This is a genomic window from Hymenobacter sp. APR13, assembly GCF_000737515.1.
Taxonomy (GTDB): Bacteria; Bacteroidota; Bacteroidia; order Cytophagales; family Hymenobacteraceae; genus Hymenobacter.
In genome coordinates this window covers 2,968,103-2,988,565 of sequence record NZ_CP006587.1, presented here as the reverse complement: position 1 = coordinate 2,988,565, position 20,463 = coordinate 2,968,103, and the positions used below count along the sequence as shown (strand labels likewise).

Annotated in this window: 20 protein-coding genes; 10 read left to right on the top strand and 10 right to left on the bottom strand. The window is 62.8% G+C overall.

Translation table 11 applies throughout. The features are described 5' to 3' along the window. Positions 1-87: 87 nt before the first annotated feature. Positions 88-3,090 (top strand): M1 family metallopeptidase, encoded by a 3,003-nt coding sequence (locus N008_RS21655; protein WP_052381498.1) that lies wholly within the window; start codon positions 88-90, stop codon positions 3,088-3,090. 10 nt (positions 3,091-3,100) lie between these two features. Continuing rightward, positions 3,101-3,694: an inorganic diphosphatase gene (locus N008_RS12575; protein WP_052381497.1), complete on the top strand. Its 594-nt coding sequence runs from the start codon at positions 3,101-3,103 to the stop codon at positions 3,692-3,694. Between the two features lie 249 nt (positions 3,695-3,943). On the opposite strand, the gene N008_RS12570 is transcribed toward N008_RS12575, so the two are convergent. Further along, positions 3,944-4,651, bottom strand: coding sequence for a hypothetical protein (locus tag N008_RS12570; RefSeq protein WP_052381496.1), 708 nt, complete (start codon positions 4,649-4,651; stop codon positions 3,944-3,946). 261 nt (positions 4,652-4,912) lie between these two features. Here N008_RS12570 and N008_RS12565 point away from each other — a divergent pair, with 261 nt between their 5' ends. The 3 genes from N008_RS12565 to N008_RS12555 all read left to right on the top strand — a co-directional run bounded on the left by N008_RS12565 (position 4,913) and on the right by N008_RS12555 (position 7,036). After that, complete coding sequence (locus N008_RS12565) at positions 4,913-5,320, top strand: 6-pyruvoyl trahydropterin synthase family protein (RefSeq protein ID WP_044016451.1); 408 nt, start codon at positions 4,913-4,915, stop codon at positions 5,318-5,320. After that, entirely contained in the window at positions 5,313-5,987 is a 675-nt protein-coding gene (gene folE, locus N008_RS12560; RefSeq protein ID WP_044016448.1) for a GTP cyclohydrolase I FolE, read from the top strand. Before N008_RS12565 ends, folE begins: the two co-directional genes overlap by 8 nt. A 134-nt stretch (positions 5,988-6,121) precedes the next feature. Next, positions 6,122-7,036 (top strand): TIGR01777 family oxidoreductase, encoded by a 915-nt coding sequence (locus N008_RS12555; protein WP_044016446.1) that lies wholly within the window; start codon positions 6,122-6,124, stop codon positions 7,034-7,036. A gap of 86 nt (positions 7,037-7,122) precedes the next feature. Here the strand turns inward: N008_RS12555 and N008_RS12550 are convergent, their stop codons facing one another. The 7 genes from N008_RS12550 to N008_RS12520 all read right to left on the bottom strand — a co-directional run bounded on the left by N008_RS12550 (position 7,123) and on the right by N008_RS12520 (position 13,507). Continuing rightward, the gene (locus N008_RS12550; protein WP_231569704.1) at positions 7,123-9,507 is read right to left on the bottom strand and encodes a transglycosylase domain-containing protein; all 2,385 of its coding nucleotides are present in this window, start codon (positions 9,505-9,507) and stop codon (positions 7,123-7,125) included. A 153-nt stretch (positions 9,508-9,660) separates the two neighbouring features. Next, entirely contained in the window at positions 9,661-9,993 is a 333-nt protein-coding gene (locus tag N008_RS12545) for a hypothetical protein (RefSeq protein WP_044016445.1), read from the bottom strand. 14 nt (positions 9,994-10,007) lie between these two features. Then, entirely contained in the window at positions 10,008-10,406 is a 399-nt protein-coding gene (locus N008_RS12540; protein ID WP_044016443.1) for a hypothetical protein, read from the bottom strand. Positions 10,407-10,410: 4 nt separating this feature from the next. Continuing rightward, complete coding sequence (locus N008_RS12535) at positions 10,411-10,650, bottom strand: hypothetical protein (protein ID WP_044016440.1); 240 nt, start codon at positions 10,648-10,650, stop codon at positions 10,411-10,413. A gap of 37 nt (positions 10,651-10,687) precedes the next feature. Beyond that, complete coding sequence (locus N008_RS12530; RefSeq protein WP_044016438.1) at positions 10,688-12,298, bottom strand: DUF4173 domain-containing protein; 1,611 nt, start codon at positions 12,296-12,298, stop codon at positions 10,688-10,690. Between the two features lie 132 nt (positions 12,299-12,430). Continuing rightward, positions 12,431-12,724 carry a winged helix-turn-helix domain-containing protein gene (locus tag N008_RS12525; protein WP_044016437.1) on the bottom strand — a complete coding sequence of 98 codons (294 nt, stop codon included), beginning with the start codon at positions 12,722-12,724 and terminating at the stop codon, positions 12,431-12,433. A 144-nt stretch (positions 12,725-12,868) separates the two neighbouring features. After that, on the bottom strand, positions 12,869-13,507 hold the full coding sequence (locus tag N008_RS12520) for a hypothetical protein (RefSeq protein ID WP_231569703.1): 639 nt from the start codon (positions 13,505-13,507) through the stop codon (positions 12,869-12,871). Positions 13,508-13,582: 75 nt separating this feature from the next. Here N008_RS12520 and N008_RS12515 point away from each other — a divergent pair, with 75 nt between their 5' ends. The 5 genes from N008_RS12515 (at position 13,583) to N008_RS12495 (ending at position 17,201) form a co-directional block, all read left to right on the top strand. Beyond that, positions 13,583-14,095 (top strand): hypothetical protein, encoded by a 513-nt coding sequence (locus N008_RS12515; RefSeq protein WP_044016435.1) that lies wholly within the window; start codon positions 13,583-13,585, stop codon positions 14,093-14,095. Positions 14,096-14,247: 152 nt separating this feature from the next. Beyond that, positions 14,248-14,748: a hypothetical protein gene (locus tag N008_RS12510; protein ID WP_156109290.1), complete on the top strand. Its 501-nt coding sequence runs from the start codon at positions 14,248-14,250 to the stop codon at positions 14,746-14,748. Beyond that, a complete protein-coding gene (locus N008_RS12505; protein ID WP_044016430.1) occupies positions 14,723-15,511 on the top strand; it encodes a hypothetical protein in 789 nt (262 codons plus the stop codon). The genes N008_RS12510 and N008_RS12505 overlap by 26 nt, the downstream gene beginning before the upstream one ends. A 128-nt stretch (positions 15,512-15,639) precedes the next feature. Continuing rightward, on the top strand, positions 15,640-16,512 hold the full coding sequence (locus N008_RS12500) for a UbiA family prenyltransferase (protein WP_052381494.1): 873 nt from the start codon (positions 15,640-15,642) through the stop codon (positions 16,510-16,512). 65 nt (positions 16,513-16,577) lie between these two features. Further along, positions 16,578-17,201, top strand: a complete 624-nt coding sequence (locus tag N008_RS12495; protein WP_156109288.1) for a hypothetical protein — start codon at positions 16,578-16,580, stop codon at positions 17,199-17,201. Between the two features lie 139 nt (positions 17,202-17,340). Here the strand turns inward: N008_RS12495 and N008_RS12490 are convergent, their stop codons facing one another. Beyond that, a complete protein-coding gene (locus N008_RS12490) occupies positions 17,341-18,000 on the bottom strand; it encodes a DsbA family protein (RefSeq protein ID WP_052381493.1) in 660 nt (219 codons plus the stop codon). Between the two features lie 155 nt (positions 18,001-18,155). Continuing rightward, a complete protein-coding gene (rho, locus tag N008_RS22380) occupies positions 18,156-20,402 on the bottom strand; it encodes a transcription termination factor Rho (RefSeq protein WP_044016427.1) in 2,247 nt (748 codons plus the stop codon). Positions 20,403-20,463 lie beyond the last annotated feature (61 nt).

Below are 20,463 nucleotides of genomic sequence, written 5' to 3'. Positions count from 1 at the left end.
GGAAAGGTTATGCCGCGGCCGGGCCGCAATACGCAGCAGACCCTTACTTTCGTTTCCTGGTTGTCGTCTCGTTTGTTGCTGCTTTGTATGAAAAAATTCCTGGTTGGCTATGGCCTGTTGCTCCTGCCCCTTTGCGCTGCGGCGCAGCCCTCAGCGCCGGCCCGAAGCGCGGCCCCCTACTGGCAGCAGCAGGTTAGCTACTCCATCGACGTCACGCTCGACGACAAGCAGCACCAGCTGACAGGCCGGGAGGAGCTGGTGTACACCAATAACTCGCCCGACGCGCTGCCCTTCATCTGGTTTCATCTGTGGCCGAATGCCTACCGCGACGACAACACGGCCTTCGCCCGGCAGCAGCTGCGCAACGGCAGCCGCAAGTTTCACTTCGCCACCCCAGAGCAGCGCGGCTACATCGACCAGCTCGACTTCCAGGTGAACGGCCAGCCGGCCAAGCTGGAGCTGGACCCTGAAAACCCTGACATGGCCAAGCTGCTGCTGCCGCAGCGGCTGGCGCCCGGGGCCAGCGCCACCATCAGCACGCCGTTTCGGGTGAAGATTCCCGATTCTTTCTCGCGCTTCGGCCACGTCGAGCAGAGCTACCAGATTACGCAGTGGTACCCCAAGCCGGCCGTGTACGACCGGCGCGGCTGGCACGCCATGCCCTACCTCGACCAGGGCGAGTTCTACTCGGAGTTCGGCTCGTTTGACGTGCGTATCACGCTGCCGGCCAACTACACGGTAGGCGCCACGGGCGTACTCCAGAACCCCGAGGAGCAGCAGCGCCTGCGGCAGCTGGCAGCAGCAGAACTTCCTATAAACGGAAATTCCAGCACGCCTCCCCAGTCCATGAAAGCCGAGCCCGACCTGACGTTCCCGGTTTCGGTGGCCGAAACCAAAACCCTGCGCTACGTGCAGGACCGGGTCCACGACTTCGCCTGGTTTGCCGACAAGCGCTTCAACGTGCGCAAAAGCGCCGTCACGCTGCCCTCGGGCCGCGTGGTGGATACGTGGGTGATGTTCACGAACAAGGAAGCTGAGAAGTGGGTGAAAGGCCTGCAGGACGTGGATTCGGCGGTGGTATACTACTCGCGCTGGGTGGGCGAGTACCCATATAGCGCCGCCACGGCCGTAGATGGCGCCCTGAGCGCCGGCTCGGGCATGGAGTACCCGATGGTGACCGTCACGCAGCCTTCGGCCATTGTGCACGAGGTGGGCCACAACTGGTTCTACGGCATCCTGGGCACCAACGAGCGGGACTTTGCTTGGATGGATGAGGGCGTAAACTCCTACGTGGAAAACCGCGTGGCTGCCCGCAGCGGCGAACAGGCCGGCGGCCTGCTGGGCTTGCCCACCAAAGGCGCCGCAGCCACTGCCCTCACTCTCAACGGCCTGCCCGAAGCCGCCCTCAACTACATTCCGTACCAGGCCGTGGCCAGCCGCAGCCTCGACCAGCCCGTCACCAACTTCGCCTCCGCCGACTACGGCAAGCTCAACTACGGCATCATCGTGTACGGCAAAACGGCCTCGCTGCTGCAGTACCTGGCGGCCTATCTGGGCCAGGCCAAGTTTGATGAGGCCATGCAGGCCTACTACGCCCGCTGGCAGTTCCGCCACCCCTACCCCGAGGACATGCAGGCCGTGTTCGAGGAAGTGGCAGGCCAGAAGCTGGGCTGGTTTTTCAACGACATGCTCAACGGCCAGAACCGCTACAACGCCGTGCTGTCGAAGTCGAAGCTGGAGAAGGGCCAGCGCAAGGTGCTGGTCCGCAACGACTCGCCGGCGCCGTTTCCGTTTCCGGTGGCCAGCCTCGATGCCAGTGGCCGGGTGCTGGAAACCCAGTGGACCAAGCCTTTCGCCCGCACTGACGAGTCGGACGACGCCGTGCTGCGCTTCCGCGACGAGAACGTAGCCAGCCTGGTGGTCGACCCTGACTACCTCACGCCCCAGCTCAACCGCCGCGACGACCGCCTGAAAACGACCGGCTCGTTCCGGGCGCTGGAGCGCATCCGGCTGCGGCCCATCCTGAGCCCCGAGCGCTGGGACCAGGCCGCCATCAACTGGCTGCCGGTGGTGGGCGCCAACACGTCGGATAAGTTTATGCTGGGCGCGGCTTTCTACAACAGCCCGCTCAACGTCAAGAAGTTCAGCTACCTGGCGATGCCCATGTACAGCTTCAACCAGAAAGAGCTGAACGGCATCGGGATGCTGAACCTCAACATCCTGCCGGAGCGCATCACGCGCCGGGCCGTGGTGGGCGTGCAGTTTCAGCGTTTTGAGCGCTACCAGAAGGTCGAGCCCAGCCTGACGCTGTCGTTCCCGCACTCGGCCTTCAACGCGCCGCAGCACACCGTGAAGCTAGCCAATACGGCCATTGAAAACCAGGACGCCGGTACCACCAGCAGCATTCAGTCGCTGGAGTACGCTTTCCGGGCCGGCAATGCCCTCTACCGCTGGGATGCCCACGCCGAGCTCAACTACCTCACCCCCGACCTGGCCAACGACAACTTGCGCGCCGATGCGGCTCTGCTACGGGCCGAGGCCAGCTACCTGCGCTACTACTCGCCCAAGAAGACCTTTTCGGTGCGCGTGTTCGGCGGCGCCTTCCTCAACAAAGCCAACGACGCGCCTTTCGTCATCGGGCTGAGCGGCAGCCCCGACTACCGCCGCCAGACTGTGTTCCTGGACCGGCAGCAGATTTCGCCCAGCCTGGCAGCCCAGCAGCACCAGTTTGATGGCCGCGACGGCGCTTTCAAGGCCTATCTGCCCGCCAGCAGCAGCCGCTGGCTCACCACGCTCAACCTGCAGGCCGATCTGCCCGTGACGCCGTTCGGGGTGTTTGCTGACTTCGGGATGACCAAGGAGCAGAACCAGGTAGCCGCCGGCCGCAGCCCGCAACGGGCCTACTACGATGCCGGCCTGTCGTTGCCGCTGTTCAACAAGCTGCTGAGCTTCTACCTGCCGCTGGCCGGCTCGCAGTACGAAAACGGCCTGCCCGGCAGCCGCCGCGCCCTCACCGACCAGCTCCGCTTTGTGCTGCGCCTCGACCAGCTCAGCCCCTTCCGGCTGCTGGACGAGCAGCTGGCCCAGTAACCGCTAGCGTATGCGCCTTTCCGCTTTGCTGACCCTCGCCGCGCTGGCCGCCGCCCCGCTCACCGGCTGCCAGACCCGCCCCGACGACCTGCCGACCTTCTCGCCGGAGCGCAAGCTGCTGCAGGTGGTGGTGGAAATGCCGGCCGGCACCAACCGCGCCCAGCGCTACGACGCCACCCAGCACCAGTTTGTGCCCGAGCGTCGCGCCGGCCTCGACCACGTGGTGGAGTTTCTGCCCTGCCCCGGCAACAGCGGCTTCATCCCGGGCACAACCACCGACGCACCCTCGGCCCGGCCCTTGGCGGCGCTGGTGCTGGCCGAAACCCAGCCAGCCGGCACCGTGCTGGAGGTGCTGCCCATCGGCCTCGTCACGCTCGACGACAACGGCCTCATGCGCCCCATCGTGCTGGCCGTGCCGGCCCGGCCCAGCCAGCAGATTCTGCCGGCCGTGGTCAGCTGGCAGGACCTGACTTCGCGCTACCCCGGCGCGCGGGAGGTGCTGCGGCAGTGGTTTCAGCACCAGGGCCGGCCCGGCGAAGTGCGCATCGTGAGCTGGAATGACGAGAAAGCCGCCGAGCAGCAGGTGCGCAAGGCCATGAACTAGAATCGCTGATTTGCGCTGATTGAGGTGATTTCGCTGATCTTTTTTGACTGGGAAGTACGTAGCGCTGTTACCACGCCCGAAACCTGACCGGATACTCCAGCTAGCACACCACAACTCCAGGCTGCACACTACAACTCCAGACAGCACATCACAAAAAAAGCCGCCCTGCAGGGGCGGCTTTTTGTTTTCGTTGGTGATTTCACGAACTGAAGAATCAGCGAAATCACCTCAATCAGCGAGAATCAGCGATTACTCGATTTTGGTCATGCGCTCCTTCACGGCTTCCAGCGCTACGCGCATGTTCACAATGTCGGCGCGGGCAGCTTCCTGCTCTTTCAGGTTCAGGTCGATCAGGTTGTTGTACTGCAGCAGCTCAGCGGCGTTCTGGGCCAGCTGCTGCTGGATTTCCGACTTGCGCAGTTTGTTCTTTTCGATGTCCTTCTTGATGGCATCCGACTTCTGGATAACCGCCATGTGGTTGTTCTGCGACGACACGAGCGAGCGTTCGGCTTCGGCTACCTGCACGGCCAAGTCTTCGCGGTAGAGCATGCGGGCGAAATCCTTGAGGTATTTCTCGGCCGACTTCCACTGCACAGGCGTGGCATCCTTGCCCAGGTAGGCGTTGCCTAGGTCGATAGACCACCATACCGACGTACCGGTTGGGGTGGCATCCACCTTGCTGATTACGCGGATGGGGGTTTTGGAAATGTCTTCAATCACCACACCGTCCATGGAGTAAACGCCTTTATCGGCCTTTACTTTGCTGCCGAACTGCGTGTCGAGCTGCTTTTTCCAGGAATCGTCAACCCGCTTGCTGTCCAGCTGAATTGTCACCCGTTGGCCTTTGCGCGGAATGCCTTTGATGGCCATATCCGTTTCGTCGACGGGGGATTTCTGCGCGTAGCCAGTCACCGACAGCACCAACATCAGCAGAGAGAGGAGTACGCCTTTTTTCATGTGTATGAAGTAGTTAAGAAGAGGGGGATTCTCAATTATGTCCGGTTTTCCTATTCCGGCTCACCAAATTTAACCACTGCTATTACATCTGCCTATGGGCTCTGGGCTTTTTTTCGGTTGAAATACACTTTTATTAAATAGATTATACTGAATACTGTTTAACTACTAAAAATACTATTTATATGCACCATTACCCGCTTGTCTGATATATTGCCTGATGCGTATGCTGAACAAAAGCATTTTTTCCTGGTTTGCCCAACTATGTCCGTAACCGTCTGCCGCAAAGAACATTTCAACGCCGCCCACCGTCTGCACAACCCGGCCTGGAGCCCGGAGCAAAACCAGCAGGTGTTCGGCAAGTGCAACAACCCCAGCTACCATGGCCACAATTACGAGCTGATTGTGCGCCTGACCGGCGAAATCGACCCGGATACGGGCTACGTGTACGATATGAAGCGCCTGAGTGACCTCATCAAGCGCGAGATTCTGGATACCTTTGACCACCGGAACCTCAACCTCGACACCGAAGAATTCCGTCACTTAAATCCCACTGCCGAGAACATGGCAGTAGTCATCTGGAACCGGCTGCGGACCCATATTGAATCCCGGCTGGCCCTCTCGGTTACCCTGTATGAAACCGAGCGCAACTTTGTAGAATATCATGGCTAATTCTGTGCCCGCGCCGGACGGCGACCTACGCCTCACCACCGACGCGCACCTGCCCTCCGATTTGCATACCCCCCTCCGCCCCGATGCCTTCGCGCTGAGCGACGACGAAAAGATTGCCGGTATCACGGAGCACTTCCGCGAAATCATGCAGCTGCTGGGCCTCGACCTGACCGACGACAGCCTAGCGGGCACCCCGCGCCGGGTGGCCAAGATGTACGTGCAGGAGTGGTTCCGGGGCCTCAACCCCGAGCACCGCCCCGAAGTACGTCTGTTTGAGAACCGCTACCAGTACTCGCAACTGCTGCTGGAGCGCGACATCACGCTGTTTTCGTGCTGCGAGCACCACTTCGTGCCCATCATCGGGAAGGCGCACGTGGCCTACCTGCCCGGCGACAACGTGGTGGGGCTTAGCAAGCTCAACCGGGTGGTGCAGTATTATGCCCGCCGCCCGCAGGTGCAGGAGCGCCTCACGCGCCAGATTGCCGAGGAGCTCAAGCAGACCCTGCACACCGACAACGTGGCCGTGCTCATCGAGGCCGACCACCTGTGCGTGATGAGCCGTGGCGTCAACGACACCAGCAGCTCCACCATCACGGCCGAGTACAGCGGTGCCTTCCAGGAAGACGCCACGCTCCGCGCCGAATTTCTCCGCCTGCTCGGTAAATGAGTTCCGGCTTTCTGCTTACTTGTCTCTAGCTTTGACGAACCCGCTGCCGCGGCTGCCACCAGCGGCCCGGCCGGTTTCGCCAACGGCGCGCCCGGCACGCAGAAAAACGGCACACGCACCAGAACCTCCCCACAATGTCCCGAAAAGTTCTCATCAGCGGCGGTACCGGCATGATTGGTACCCGCCTTGCCGAGATGCTCATTGATGCCGGCTACGAAGTGGCGCTGCTCAGCCGGCAGCCTGCCAACAGCCACTACCGCAGTTTCCGCTGGGACCCGCGCGCCGGCACCATCGACGAGGCCGCCATTCCTTACGCCGACTACGTGGTGAACCTGGCCGGTTCCAGCGTGTCGGACGGCAAGTGGACCGATGAGCGCAAGCGCGACATCATGACCAGCCGCCTGGGCGGCACGGCGCTGCTAGCCCGCGAGCTGGCCAAGCCCGGCCACCACGTCCGGGCCTTCGTGTCGGCCTCGGCCATCGGCATCTATGGCGACAGCGCTGACCGGGTGGTGAACGAGGAAACGCCTGCCGCATCTGCCGACGACTTCCTGGCCGACGTGTCGCGGCAGTGGGAGCTGGCGGCGCAGGACGTGGAGAAGCTGGGCATCCGCACCGTAATCAGCCGCATCGGCATTGTGCTCAGTCCCGAGGGTGGGGCGCTGGTGCCGCTGGCCCGCACCGTGAAGCTGATGGCCGGCGCCCCGCTGGGCTCGGGCCGGCAGTTTATGTCCTGGATTCACCTCGACGACCTCTGCCGCCTGTTCATTCAGATGCTGGAGGAGCCCAAATGGGAAGGCACCTACAACGCCGTGGCCCCGCACCCGGTCACGAACGAGGAGTTCACCAAAGTGTTGGCTGACGTGCTGCACCGCCCGCTGGTGCTGCCTAAAGTGCCGGAATTTGCCCTGAACCTGATGATGGGCGAGATGAGCGAAATCGTGCTGGCCTCGCAGCGCGTGAGTGCCGAGAAGGTACTGCGCCAGGGTTTCACGTTTGAGTATCCGAACCTGAAGCCCGCACTGGAATCGTTCTACGGCGAGGAATAAGCAGTTTCACGGCATACAACACACAGCAGCGCCCGGCCTTTCTCAAGACCGGGCGCTGCTGTGTAATAGCCATTCGGGATGCAAGCTTACAGGCTGTCCGGCACGGCCAGCGGGGTTTCGGCGTTGTTGAGCTGCTCCAGCAGGTTGTCGGCCACGATGGTGTCCACGGGTTCTGCACGGCGGCGGCGCGGCTCCGACTCGCTCACGCAGATGTACTTGCGGGAGATTTTGCCCTGGTATTTCGGGAACGGACCCATGGTGATACCCAGGTCCTCGTCTTCGTAGACCTTCTCCATGTACTTGCCGAAGATGGGCAGCGCCGTGCGGCCGCCTTCGCCCTGCTGCGAGTTCTGGAAGTGGATGCTGCGGTCTTCGCCGCCCACCCACACGCCGGTCACGAGGTCTTTGCTGACGCCCATGTACCAGCCGTCGGAGTAGTTGGAGGTGGTGCCGGTTTTGCCCCCGATCTGGTTGTCTTTCTTCCACAGCTCGTACTCCCACAGCGCCTGCGAGGTGCCGCCGGGCTCGTCCATGCCGCCGCGCAGCATGTAAAGCATCAGCCACGCCGTTTCCGACGGAATGGCGCGCCGCTGCTTGGGGTCAAACTGCTTTATCACGTTGCCGTTGCGGTCCTCGATGCGGGTCACAATCATCGGCTCACTCTGGAAGCCCTGGTTGACGAAGGTGCTGTAGGCATTCACCATCTCGTACACGCTCACGTCGCCACCCGAGCCCAGGCCGATACTGGGTACCGACAGCAGCGGGCTCTTGATGCCCACTTTGTGCGCGTATTTGGCTACGTTTTCCCAGCCTACGCGCTCCGTGAGCTGGGCCGTTACGGAGTTTACGGAGCGGGCCATGGCGTGGCGCAGCGTCATGTTGATGCCGGTGTACTCGCGGGTCACGTTGTCGGGCTTCCACTCCATGGGCTCACCGTTTTCCACGTAGTTGATGGTCACCCGCTCATCCCGGATTCGGTCGCAGGGCGCGTAGCCGTTGTCGAGGGCCGTGAGGTAGACGAAGGGCTTGAAGGTGGATCCGGCCTGGCGCTTGCCCTGCTTCACGTGGTCGTACTGGAAAAACTGGTAGTCGAGGCCGCCCACCCAGGCCTTGATCTGGCCCGTGAAGGGGTCCATACTCATCATGCCAGCGTGCAGAAAGTGCTTGTAGTAGGCCAGCGAGTCGAGGGGCGAGAGCAGCAGCGTGGTGTCGCCGTCGCCTTTCCAAGTAAAGACTTTAGTGGGGCGCTTGGTGTTGAGAGCCTGCTCCAGCAGGTCGGGGCGGCCTTTGTAGCGGGCGGCCAGCTCCTTGTACTGCTCGGTGCGCTTCATCTGGGTTTCAATGAAGCCGGGAATCTCATTGCCTTCCTCATCCACCCAGGGATTGGAGTCACGGTTTTTCCAGAACCGGTCGAACTGCTGCTGCAGCCGCTTCATGCGCTCCTGCACCGATTCCTCGGCGTACTGCTGCATCCGCGAGTCGATGGTGGTGTAGATTTTGAGGCCGTCGCGGTACATATCGTAGCCGTTATTCTCGCACCACTCATTCACGAACTGGCTCACGGCGCCGCGGAAGTAGGTGGGCGGGCCGTCGATGTGCTTTTCCACCTGGTATTTCAGGGCAATGGGCTGCTGTTGCAGCGCGGCCACCTCGGCGGCGGGCAGCATGCCGGCCTGGCCCATGCGCGTGAGCACCAGGTTGCGGCGCTTGCGGGCGGCCTCGGGGTGGAAGCGCGGGTTGTAGGCGGTGGGGTTGTTGAGCATGCCCACCAGCATAGCGGCCTGGTCGGCGGTGAGGCTGTCGGGCGAGGTGCTGTAGAAGGTTTTGGCGGCCACCTTGATGCCGTAAGCCTTGGAGCCGTATTCCACGGTGTTGAAATACATCCGCAGGATTTCCTCCTTGGTGTAGCGCCGCTCCAGCTCCACGGCCGTCAGCCACTCCTTGGTTTTGCTGACCAGCGTGCTTACCACCGGAATGTAGCCCAGGCCGCCCCGGGTTTCGCCGCGGCGGGTGTTGTAGAGGTTTTTGGCCAGCTGCTGGGTGATGGTGGAGCCGCCGCCGCTGCGGTTGCCCGTCACGACGCCCGACGCGGCGCGGGCCAGCGCCGTCAGGTCGATGCCGGAATGCTCGTAGTAGCGCACGTCTTCGGTGGCTACCAGGGCCTTTATCAGCAGCGGCGACATCTTGCTCAGCGGCACCGGCACGCGGTTTTCGCGGAAGTATTTGCCGATGAGCACGCCGTCGGCGGTGTAGATTTCGGACGGCTGCTCCACCTTGGGGTCTTCCAGCTCTTCCAGGCTCGGCGACTTGCCGAACAGGAACAGGAAGTTCATGCTGACCAGGATGGGATAGAGCAGAAAAAAGCCCACGCCCACCACAAACACGGCCCAGGCAGCCCGTGACAGGCGGTTCGACCAGGGCCGGCGCGGCCGGGGAGCGGGGTTTGTCTTCGGAGCTTGCGGAGCGGACATGCGGGGCAGTTAGGGCGGCAGGCTGGCGGAGCAGCCGCCAAAGGAACCACAAATATACCAGATAGGTACGGCCCCGGCCGTGCGAAAAGCACCAAACATCGTGGCCGCCCTGCGCTTGGCGGGCTGCGCGGCCGGCGGCCAATCTGCTTCCGCTCAGGCCAGCAGCAGTATCACCACCAACATCAAGGCCAGCCCTGCCATGGCTACTGTGGCTACGCCGGACCCAATACACCACACCAGCCGCCAGCCAGGGTGCTCTATCAGCAGGGTGATGCGCCACAGCCACAGCATCGTCAGGAAGGGAACCAGCAACGCGCATAGCTTCCAGACTACATGCGCCACTCGCACTGCGGCCGGTGTATTCGGGAAAAGCTCTTTTTCCAGCTGGATGCTGAAGATGGCCCCTGCGAACAGGCCCAGCACCCACCACAGGGCGGTGGGCAGCTGCCACAGGGCGCGGGCGGCGAAGAGTTGGAGATTAGTCATGTTGAAACCTTACTTCAATCCATTGCAAGAGCCATCAACAGAAAGAGAGCAAACGCAGGCGTGATTAGGTGAAACATCAGGCATAGCAGTAGCACAAAACCTCTTTTTGCTTCTTCCAGCAGGCTAGCTCTTTCACCAAGCCACATCGGTCGGGTAGCATACTGAAGAAGAATGATGTTGACGCTGCTGATTATAAGCCAAACCACAATTTCATGAAATACGATGTGGCTCACCTGGTTCTGCCGCGCTACACCATTAGCCAGCCACCATTGAGGCAGCATCAGCCATATCCACAGCACGGCACACACGGCAATCAGCACGCTCAGGGCTCGGCCGGCGGAAGGTGGAGTTGCCAGCTGGGGTTGGTAGCCGGATTTTGGGAGGTCGTCGGGCAGGATGCGCATGGTCGTCATGGCGTTAGAGGCTGGCCAGCGCCGCCGCCCCCTGCGGCGACCAAAGCATCATCAGCGAAAACACCGCGCCCAGCAGCAGCAGGAGCAGCACGCTAGTGACGGGCAGCACGGCCCGCACCAGGCGCAGGCGGCGCGAATCGGGGTCGGCGGCGCGCTCCTGCCAGGCCAGCAGGCCGGCCAGCGCCGCTACGGCGCCGGCACAAATCAGCAGCGCGACGACGGTAAGGGAGAATTGCAGCAGCATGACGTGGTGGGTTTGTGGGGTGGTGGATTGGTGGGTTTTACTGGCTGATGGTCTGGTAGGCCTGCCAGTCGGCGGCGGTATAGCTGGGCCAGTGACGGGCCTCCTGCAGGGCGCGGAATTCCTGCAGCCGCTGGCGTAGGCGGCGCTGGGCTTCTTCAGGGCTAAGGCTGGTCCAGGTGCCGTTGTAGGCTTCGTGCACGAGGTGGCGGCGGGTGAGCACGTCTGCATGGGCGGCCAGTTCGGGCAGCACCCGGTCGGGCATCTCCAGCAGGAAGCCGTAGTCGAGGGTGTGGAGTTGGGGGCGCAGGTTGTAGCGCGCAATCCAGATTTCCCAGTTGCCGACCGCAAAGCCCAGCAGCAGCAGATAGGCGGCCAGCGCATTGAGGCGCACCAGCGAGTAGGCCGAGCGGCGCTGCCAGATCTTGAGCAGCACCGTAACCAGCCCGAAAAAGGTCAGCAGCAGAAACCCGTACACCCCAATGCGCTTGTAGGCCAGGCCCGTGTGCAGGATGTAGTAGTAGTTGCGCAAGCCCACCGACACGGCCAGCACCGCGTTCTGCAGCACCCACACCGTGGCCAAACTGCGCAGCACCGGCAGGCCGGGCTTATAGAAGTTCAGGTTGCGGCGGAAAAACCACAGCACGATACCCATGGCCACCAGAATGCTCAGGATCAGCACATAGGTGCCTTCGTGCACAAACTGCGTGAGGTCGAAGCCGGGAGCCGGCTCGAAGCCAAACCACAGCCAGTTGATGTCAATGGCGTTGACGACCAGCAGCAGCACATTTACGAGCACCAGCAAACTGAGCGCCACTAAGTATTCCTTGCGCAGGTCGAGGGCCCGGAAGCGCTTCTCCCGGAAATCGGGCTGGCGCACGCCGAACGAGGCCACCCGGTTGCGCTGCCGCCGGATGAACTCGCCGAAGCGCGACTCAGTATCGGCGAAGTAGTGCACCGGCACCAGCACCAGCGCGGCCCCGGTCAGCAGCCAGCCCAGCCCGAAAAACAGCAGGTGCGGCACCGAGAAGTTAGCAAAAAGCGCCGCCAGCCACTCCCCTGCCCAGTCGAGCACCTGGCTGGCCGCGGCCTCGTAGCGCGGATTGGCAATCAGAAATAACACGTGAAACACGCCCAGCGCCAGCAGCGGCACGCCCAGCAGCCGCCCATAGTACCAGCTGCGGCCGAAGCGGCTGCCCAGGTCGCCGGGCAGGCGCAGCAGCGTCAGCAGGCGCGGCACCACCTGCCAGGCGCTGGCCAGCGCCGTCGCCAGCGCATACGCCACCAGACGCAGGTGGGGCTGGTTCACGAAGCCCAGCCACACCGCCAACGACGCCACGCAGGCCAGCAGCGCCGCCCCCGAGCCGTACCAGGCCACCATGGCCGCACTCAGCAGCGTGCCCGCCAGCGCCAGCCGAAACCCGCCGGAACGCCACTGTGGCGCGTGCCGCGGCAGCCCGGCCACCGTCGCGCCCACCACCAGCAGCGTGTAGAGCAGCATATTCAGGCCGGCCCGCTCGTGCCAGAACAGCAGATCGAAGACGATGGCGCCCACCGGCAGCGCCACTTTTTGCAGGGTGCTAAGCGTGAGGCGCGGCGCCGGCGCGGGGCCGGAAAAATCGGCAGCAGAAACAGACAGCGAATGGTTCATAGGAAAAGAGGATGAAGTGAAAAAGCAGGCCGAATGGTGCAGCAGCGCCTGAGTTGCAGGTCCGCTACTGCCGCGCTTCGGCTTTTTAAAAGAACTTTGTATTTCAAAGTTTAGAGGCAAAAAAAAGAGCCGTTACCCCCGCAACAGTTTTTCCAGCGCCGCCAGATGCTCCTGAAAGGCCGTTTTGCCGTCGGCGGAGGCGGTGTAGGTGGTGTTGGGCTTCTTGCCCACAAACTGCTTGCTGACCTGCACGTAGCCCGCCTTCTCCAGCGCCGCCACATGGCTGGCCAGGTTGCCATCGGTCAGCTCCAGGGTTTCCTTGAGGTCGTTGAAGCTCACCGCGTCGTTGGCCATCAGCACGGCCATCACGCCCAGCCGCACACGGTGGTCAAAGGCTTTATTGAGCGTGTGGATGACGTGTTTCAAGTTTGTGCTTCGTTGTTAGTGCTTCGTGCTTCGATTTTAGAGCGTAATGACTGGTGCTTAGTTGCTGTGTATATATTTTGAGACTGATAGATCATGAATTTCGAACGGCCTAAGCACTATGCACCAAGCACTACGCACTATTACTCACCGTTCGTAGCGGTTGTACATGAGCAGGCCGTAGCCGATGTGGCCCAGGCCGAAACCCAGCGCAAAGAACAGCAATCCGGCCCCGGGCAGCAACACGGCCAGCAGCCCCAGCGCTATCTGCGTGAGGCCCAGCCACCGAATTTCTTCCAGCGTGTACTTGCTGGCGTTCAGCAAAGCCAGCCCGTAGAACAGCAGCAACCCCGGCACCACCAAACTCACGGCGCCGCGCACAAACAGCGCCAGGCAAAACAGCCCGCCCGCCACCAGCGGAATAGCCAGGCTGAGGGCCAGCCGCCGCCCCAGCGAGTTCCACAGCGGCAATCCTGCCTGCCGGGCGCGGCGCAAGGTAAAGAACGTGGCCACCAGCAGCGCCGCCCCAATCATGGCGGCGGCCAGGCCTACCAGGTAGGGCAGCACCAGCAGCCGCTCGGCCGTGGTGCTTTCCAACAGGCGCAGGTAGCCGGTGGCGCCGTACTCGCGGCGCAGAAACCAATGCCCGGCGCCGGCGCCGGCCAGCGCTACCACGCCGGCCCCCACCCCACTCAGGCCGCTAAGCGAGATAAAGCGCGACGAGCGCTCCATGATGGCGCGAATCTCGGTGAGTTGGGCTAACGGATCTACGGCAGGCTTCATCATAGCTAAAAGCACTTTGTATTGCAAAGCACAGCAAAGCATTGCTTCTTTGCAAGCAACAACCCTAACTTATTTTTTATGCAGACAGATTCTCGCGCGCTGGCGCACCGCCATATGTGGCTTTCCTGGTGGTGGGGTGTGGGACTGGTGTGGATTGCGGTGGTGGGGTGGCTACTATTTTGGGTCGAAAAAAAGATATCCGCTTCTGAGGGCCTGATTTCCATTTTGCGTTACGTTAGCGGGAATCTGGCCTTAGGCGTATTGGGCACCATGTTGTTTCTGGGAGTTCCAGCGTTGCTGGGGGCGCTGGTACGGCGGCCGTTTATGCGGCGTGTATTCAGCAGCACTACTTCACCAGCACGCTTGTTACTACGCACCGCGCTGGTATTTGAAGGATTCGCGCTGTTATGCTGGGTGCTATGGGAGCTGCTCATCTTCTGCACCGAGCCACTTGCCTTTAAAATCCTGCCACCTCAGCATCTGCAAAGCACTGTCCCGGCATTTTTTGGCCTGAGTCTGCCGTGGCTGCTGTCGTCGGGGGCAACGGCTTGGTGGGTGACGCGGCCGGCAGCAGCCAGCCGGCCCAAATAGAGAATAAGCCGTAAGGCATAGCTCAAATTGGGTTTGCAGATTCCCAAACAAGTCCATTTTCAGGGAATCTGGGCATGTTTTTCGGTGCGTAGGTATGCAGCAACCAGGACAACGGGATTCTAGCTATTGCCTACCTTCTTACCCTTTCTGTTATGCGTTCTTTTACTTCCCTGATTTCCTCTACGGTTTTACGCGCACTGATTTTGTGGATTATGAGCAACCTGGGCGGCACCCTGCTGCTGGGTGCTATTCTGGCTTCCGGCCGGTTCGAAGATGCTTCCATTGCCCTAATCACAGGAATGCTGGCCCTCATTGTTACGGCACCGCTGGTTCCCCTTGCGGTGCCGTTTCTGGCTTTATTGAGCCGGCTGCAGCCCAACTGGTCGCGCCGCTCGATGGCCGCGCTGGGCGTGACGCTGTTCTTTGTACTGGCCCACCAGCTGCTGGTGCTGCTGCTGCCGTTCCTGTCGTCGGTGAGCTTGCTGGAAATGACGGCCCCGTATCTGGTGGCCGCCTGGGCTACCGTTTTCTGGCTCTACAGCCCCGAAGGCCAGCAGCGCACCAGCCGCCAGCTGTGGGTGCGCTGGGCGCGGGCCCAGGCTAACGCGGTTCTGCGTATGTTCCGGCGTGAAATTACGCCTTCAGTTATTTGAGTTCGAAGACCTGCCCTGGTTTCCGCGGGTAGTGCGGGCCGGCATGATGGACTACCTGCGCTTCATGATTTCCACGCTGGGCACCTACCAGCCCATCGTGCCGCTGCTGCGCGACGCCCTGCACGCCACTCACCAGACCCAGCTGCTGGAGCTGTGCGCCGGGGCCGGCGGCGGCACCGAAGGCGTGCTGCGCACCCTGCAGGCCACCGGCCTGCCCGCTGCCCAGGTCACCCTCACCGACCTATACCCACAGCCGGCGGCCTGGCAGCTGCTGGCGGCCCGCACCCCGGGCTTGAGCTACGCCCCCGCCGCCGTTGATGCCACCGCCGTGCCGCCCGGGCTGCCGGGGTTCCGCACCGTATTTTCGGCCTTCCACCACTTCCCGCCGCCGCTGGCCGAGGCGCTGCTGGCCGATGCCGTTCGGCAGGGCGCCGGCATTGGCGTCTTCGAAGGCGCCGGCAAGCACTGGCTGGAAATTCTACTGGCCTGGACGGTGCTGCCCGTGGCGCAGCTACTCGTTACGCCCTTCATCCGGCCGTTCCGGCTGAGCCGGCTGCTGCTCACCTACGTCGTGCCGCTCATTCCGCTGTTCACCCTCTGGGACGGCACCGTGAGCATCCTGCGCATGTACCCGCCCGCGCAGCTGCTGGCCCTGGCCCACCGCGCCGATCCGCAGGGCAGGTTCCGGTGGCAGGCCGGCAAAGTGCGCCACTGGTGGGGCCCGCAGGTCACGTATCTTATTGGCGTACCGGCTGACAATTAGTAATTGATAATTAGTAATGAGTAATTGGCGCTTCTTTGGCGCGAGGCAGGGCGTTAGCAAATTCCAACCGGTTGCTTGGCCTGCTTTGTCCCTGAACCGGGCTTCATCCCCCAATTCCTCATTACTAATTGCTGATTACTAATTACAAAAAGGCGCTGCCGCTGCTTCGGATTCCGTTTTCGGTGTACCTGATGCCGGTGTTCTGGTTTGGGCTGAGCGCGTTGCGGGAGCCGTTCAGCGCGTGGCGGGCGGCGGGCGTGTTTGTGGTGCTGCACCTGCTGGCCTACCCCGCCTCCAACGGCTACAACTCCTACTACGACCGGGACGAAGGCAGCATCGGCGGCCTGAAAAGCCCGCCCAAAGTATCGGAAGAGCTGCTACATCTGGTGTATGCCTTCGATGCGCTGGCGGTGCTGGGCGGCCTGCTGCTGAATGTGTGGTTTGGAGTGCTGGTGGTGGTGTATCTGCTGGTTTCGAAGGCCTACAGCTACGAAGGCATCCGGCTGAAAAAGTACCCGCTGCTGAGCACGGCGGTGGTGGTGGTGTTCCAAGGCGCCTATACTTTTCTGATGACGCAGGTGGGCGCCGGTGCTGGCTATGCGCAGCTCACCGAGCCTACCAACCTGCTGCTGGCGCTGGTGAGCAGCCTGTTTCTGTGCGGCTCCTACCCGCTCACGCAGGTGTACCAGCACCAGGAAGACGCCCGCCGCGGCGACCGGACGCTCAGCTTGCGGCTGGGCATCCGGGGTACGTTTGTGTTTGCGGCCGGCGGGCTGCTGGCTGGGGCGGCCGTGCTGGCCTATGCCCTCTGGGTGCGCCAGGAAACGCGCCATCTGCTGGTGTTCCTGGCGGCCACCGGCCCGGTGGTGCTGCTGTTTGGCAACTGGGCCCGGGCCGTGTGGCGCAACCCCGCCGCCGCCGACTTCGAGCACACCATGCGCATGAACCAGGTGTCGTCGCTGTGCATGAGTGCGGCGTTTATTCTGATGCTGCTCTGGTAGCGGTTTTCTGAACGGAGCACTCCCTAACCGCGTATGCAGCCCTGATTCACCTCAGACTTTCTGCTATGCGAATTGCGCTGTTTTTGCCCGCTATTGGTTTGCTGGCCGCCTGCTCCACACCCGACGCCAGCCAGTCGTCCGCAACCACTTCTCCCGCGGCAGACTCTTCTGCCCGCCTCGAACCCATGGATACGGCCCGGGCCAGCACCGCCACTCCACAGGCAGACACGCTCAAAACGGTGCGCCGCCGCCACGTCTTCTCCGCCCCAGCCTCCCCCGACGAGTTCAAGCTGACGCTACGCGGCCAGGACGTACTCACCGGCCAGATTACGTTCACCATCACCGACGCCAGCGGCCAGGTTATCTTCCGCGAAATGCTCACGCCCGCCGACCTGGAAGCCAGCATGGTGTATGAGATGAAGACGCCCACCGCCACGCCCGCCGAGCGCGAAGCCTACATCCGCCGCCGCATGGACGAGTTTTTCGCCGACAAAAACTTCCGCCAGCCGGCCCTCACCGCCAAAGACGCCTACCAGGAAGGCGGCGCCGACCGCCCCACCTGGACCGAGCTGCAGAAGCGCCCCGATGCCGTGGGCTTCGTGTATCTGGTGGGCAAGGAAGACCGCCGCCGTATTGCCTATGCGCCCGGCGCCAAGCAGGTAGTGCAACTGCCCGGCCTCGGCAGCTAACCTGCCATTCCGATTGCCATCAACGCAGTAGCGCGAACTTTGCAGTTCGCGTCCCCGCGCCGTTTCAACAATTCCGAACGGTGCGGGGACGCGAACTACAAAGTTCGCGCTACTGCTTGTTTATAGCTTACAAGAATGACTACCCGGCCTGCTCCAGCGCCTGCGTGAGGCCGTCGGCAAACGTCTCGTAGGGCTGGTAGCCGCGCGCCAGTACGTAGCCTTGGCTACCGACCCGCAGAATGGTGGTTGGGAAGCCCTGCACTCCGATTTTGGCCACGGCCGCAAACTCCTGTTGGGTGGCCTGCGCCGTTTCGGGCAGGGCCAGCCGACGCAGGAACTCTGCCCCATCGAGGCCGTAGGCGGTGGCCAGGGGTAGGTAGGTTTTAGGCTCGTTGAGGTCGGCGCCGTCGCGGAAGTAGGCCACCTGCACGTCGTGGGCGAAGCGGGCGGTGTCGGGCTGATTGAAGTGGCGGAAGGCGCTGATGGCCCAGCTCGGCGGCGCCGAGTCCTGTACGCGGCTGCCCTCGGCGCCCACGGCCCGAAAGGCCTCCCCAAACTGCACGCCCGTCACGCGCTCCACCTGCGCCAGCGCCCCGCTGATGTAGTCCCAATCGTCGCGAATAGGGCCCACCTGCTCGCCCGTCACCATGCCGCCGCACAGCACCGACACCTCCACGCGGCCCGCAAACTCCTCCCGCACCCGCTGAATCACAGGGCTCATGCCGTAGCACCAGCCGCACAGCGGGTCGAAAAGGTAGAGCAACTCGGGAAGGTCGGGGGTTGGTTGGATGGGGGGCATGCGGATGAATTGATTAGGGTAAAGAGAGTTGGAAACACGTAAAACCAGAACGTCATTCCGAGCGGAGCGAAGAATATCGCCAGTGTGGTAGAAGTACTACACTGGCGATGTTCTTCGCTCCGCTCGGAATGACGTTCTACGTTTTTAAGCGCCTTCTAGCCGTTCATGGCCAGCAGGAATTCGCTGTTGTCCTTGGTGCCTTTCATGCGGTCCTTCAGGAATTCCATGGCCTCGGCGGGCGTCATGTCGGCCATGAACTTGCGCAGCACCCAGATGCGGCTCAGCTCCTCGCGGCTCATGAGCAGGTCTTCGCGGCGGGTGCCGGAAGCCGGCACGTCGATGGCCGGGAAGATGCGCTTGTTGGCCAGCTTGCGGTCCAGCTGCAATTCCATGTTGCCGGTACCTTTGAATTCTTCGAAGATTACTTCATCCATCTTCGAGCCGGTTTCAATAAGGGCCGTGGCAATGATGGTGAGCGAGCCGCCGTTTTCCACGTTGCGGGCCGCGCCGAAGAAGCGCTTGGGCTTGTGCAGGGCGTTGGCATCCACACCACCCGACAGAATCTTGCCGGAAGCGGGCTGCACGGTGTTGTAGGCCCGGGCCAGACGCGTAATCGAGTCGAGCAGAATCACCACGTCGTGGCCGCACTCCACGAGGCGCTTGGCCTTGTCGAGGGCAATGCTGGCGATTTTCACATGGCGGTCGGCCGTTTCGTCGAAGGTGGAGCTAAGCACCTCGGCTTTTACCGAGCGGGCCATGTCCGTCACTTCTTCCGGGCGCTCGTCGATGAGCAGAATCATCAGGTACACCTCGGGGTGGTTTTCGCTGATGGCGTTGGCAATTTCCTGCAGCAGCACCGTTTTACCGGTTTTGGGCTGGGCCACAATCAGGCCGCGCTGGCCTTTGCCGATGGGAGCAAACAGATCCAGAATGCGGGTGCTGTACTGCGTGGATTTGGTGGAGAGCTTGAGGCGCTCCTCGGCAAACAGCGGCGTGAGGCTGCTGAACGGCACCCGGTCGCGGGCGTCTTCCACGGCCCGGCCGTTGATGGTATCCACCCCAACCAGCGCGTAGTACTTCTCGCCTTCGCGCGGCGGCCGGATGGTGCATTTCACCGTGTCGCCGGCTTTCAGGCTGAACAGCTTCACCTGCTGCGGGGCCACGTAAATGTCGTCGGGCGACGACAAATAGTTGTAGAACGGGCTGCGCAGGAAGCCATAGCCGCCGTCGGGCATCATTTCCAGCGTGCCTTCGCCGGGCACCACAATGTCAAAGTCGTTGCGCTGGCGCTGCTGCTGCTGGGCGCCGGCCGCGCCTTCCTGGCGGCCACCGTCCTGGCGACCCTCCTGGCGGCCTTCCTGCCGCTGCTGGCGCTGCAGCTCGCGGGCGGCGTAGCGCTCCTCGCGGCGCTGCTCCCGGTCGGGGCGGCCGGCGCCGTCGGCGCGGGCGGCATCGCCACGCTCCGAGCGCTGCACGTCACGGTCGAGGCGGTCGGCGCGGCTGGAGTCGCGCAGGGCACGGTTCGGGTCACGCTGGTCGCGGTCGGGGCGGCCGGCTACGTCGTTGCGGAATTCGCGCGGGGCGTCGGCAATGCGGGCTACGTCGCTGCTGCCGTTGCGCAACTCGCGGCCGTCGCGCACCTGCTCCCGCTCGCGGGGCTGGTCGCGCAGGGGGCGCGCTACACCATCGGCCCGCTCGGGGCGGAAGATGCGCGGCGCCGGGGTCGGTGCTACATCTGAGGTACCCTCGGCCACAGCAGCCGGCACATCAGCTACCGCTGGCGCGGCAGCTACGGCCGGGGCAGCGGCCACTTCGCTGAAGGCTACGCCGGTGGCGGCCGGCGCCACTGCGGCTACCGGTGCTACATCCGACTGACCGGCGGCCACTACCTGGCCGTTGCGGCCGGCAGACTCGCGGGAGCGGCGCTCAGGCCGCTGGTACACTTTCACAGGGCGCTCGGCGCCAACTTCCGGAACTGGCGCGGCAGCTACCTCATCGGCAGGCATGGCGGCCGGCGCGGGAGCTTCCGCAATCGGGGCAGCGGCTGGCTCCGGGGCCACGGCGGCAGCTACGGGGCGGGCAGCCGGCGCGGCGGGTGCTTTGGCAGCGCGGCTGCGTGCGGCGGCTGGCCGGGCAGCGGGGGCGGCCGCGGCCGGCGCGTCAGCCGGGGCTTCGGCTACAGCGGCGGGGGCCGGGGCGGCTTCCGGCGCGGTAGCGCGGGATTTGGCGGCTGGTTTCACTTTTACGGGCAGCTTGTCGGCGGGCAGGATGGCCTGCTGATCGAGAATCTTATAAATCAGATCCTGTTTGCTGAGCTTTTTAAAGTTGCCGACGTTGAGCTCTTCCGCAATTTCCTTCAACTCGGAAAGAAGACGGTCTTTCAACTCTTCAATAGTATACATAGAGGCAATGAGGGGAGAAAATTCTGGCGGGGCCCATCCAACAGCGGAACATTACCTCAGA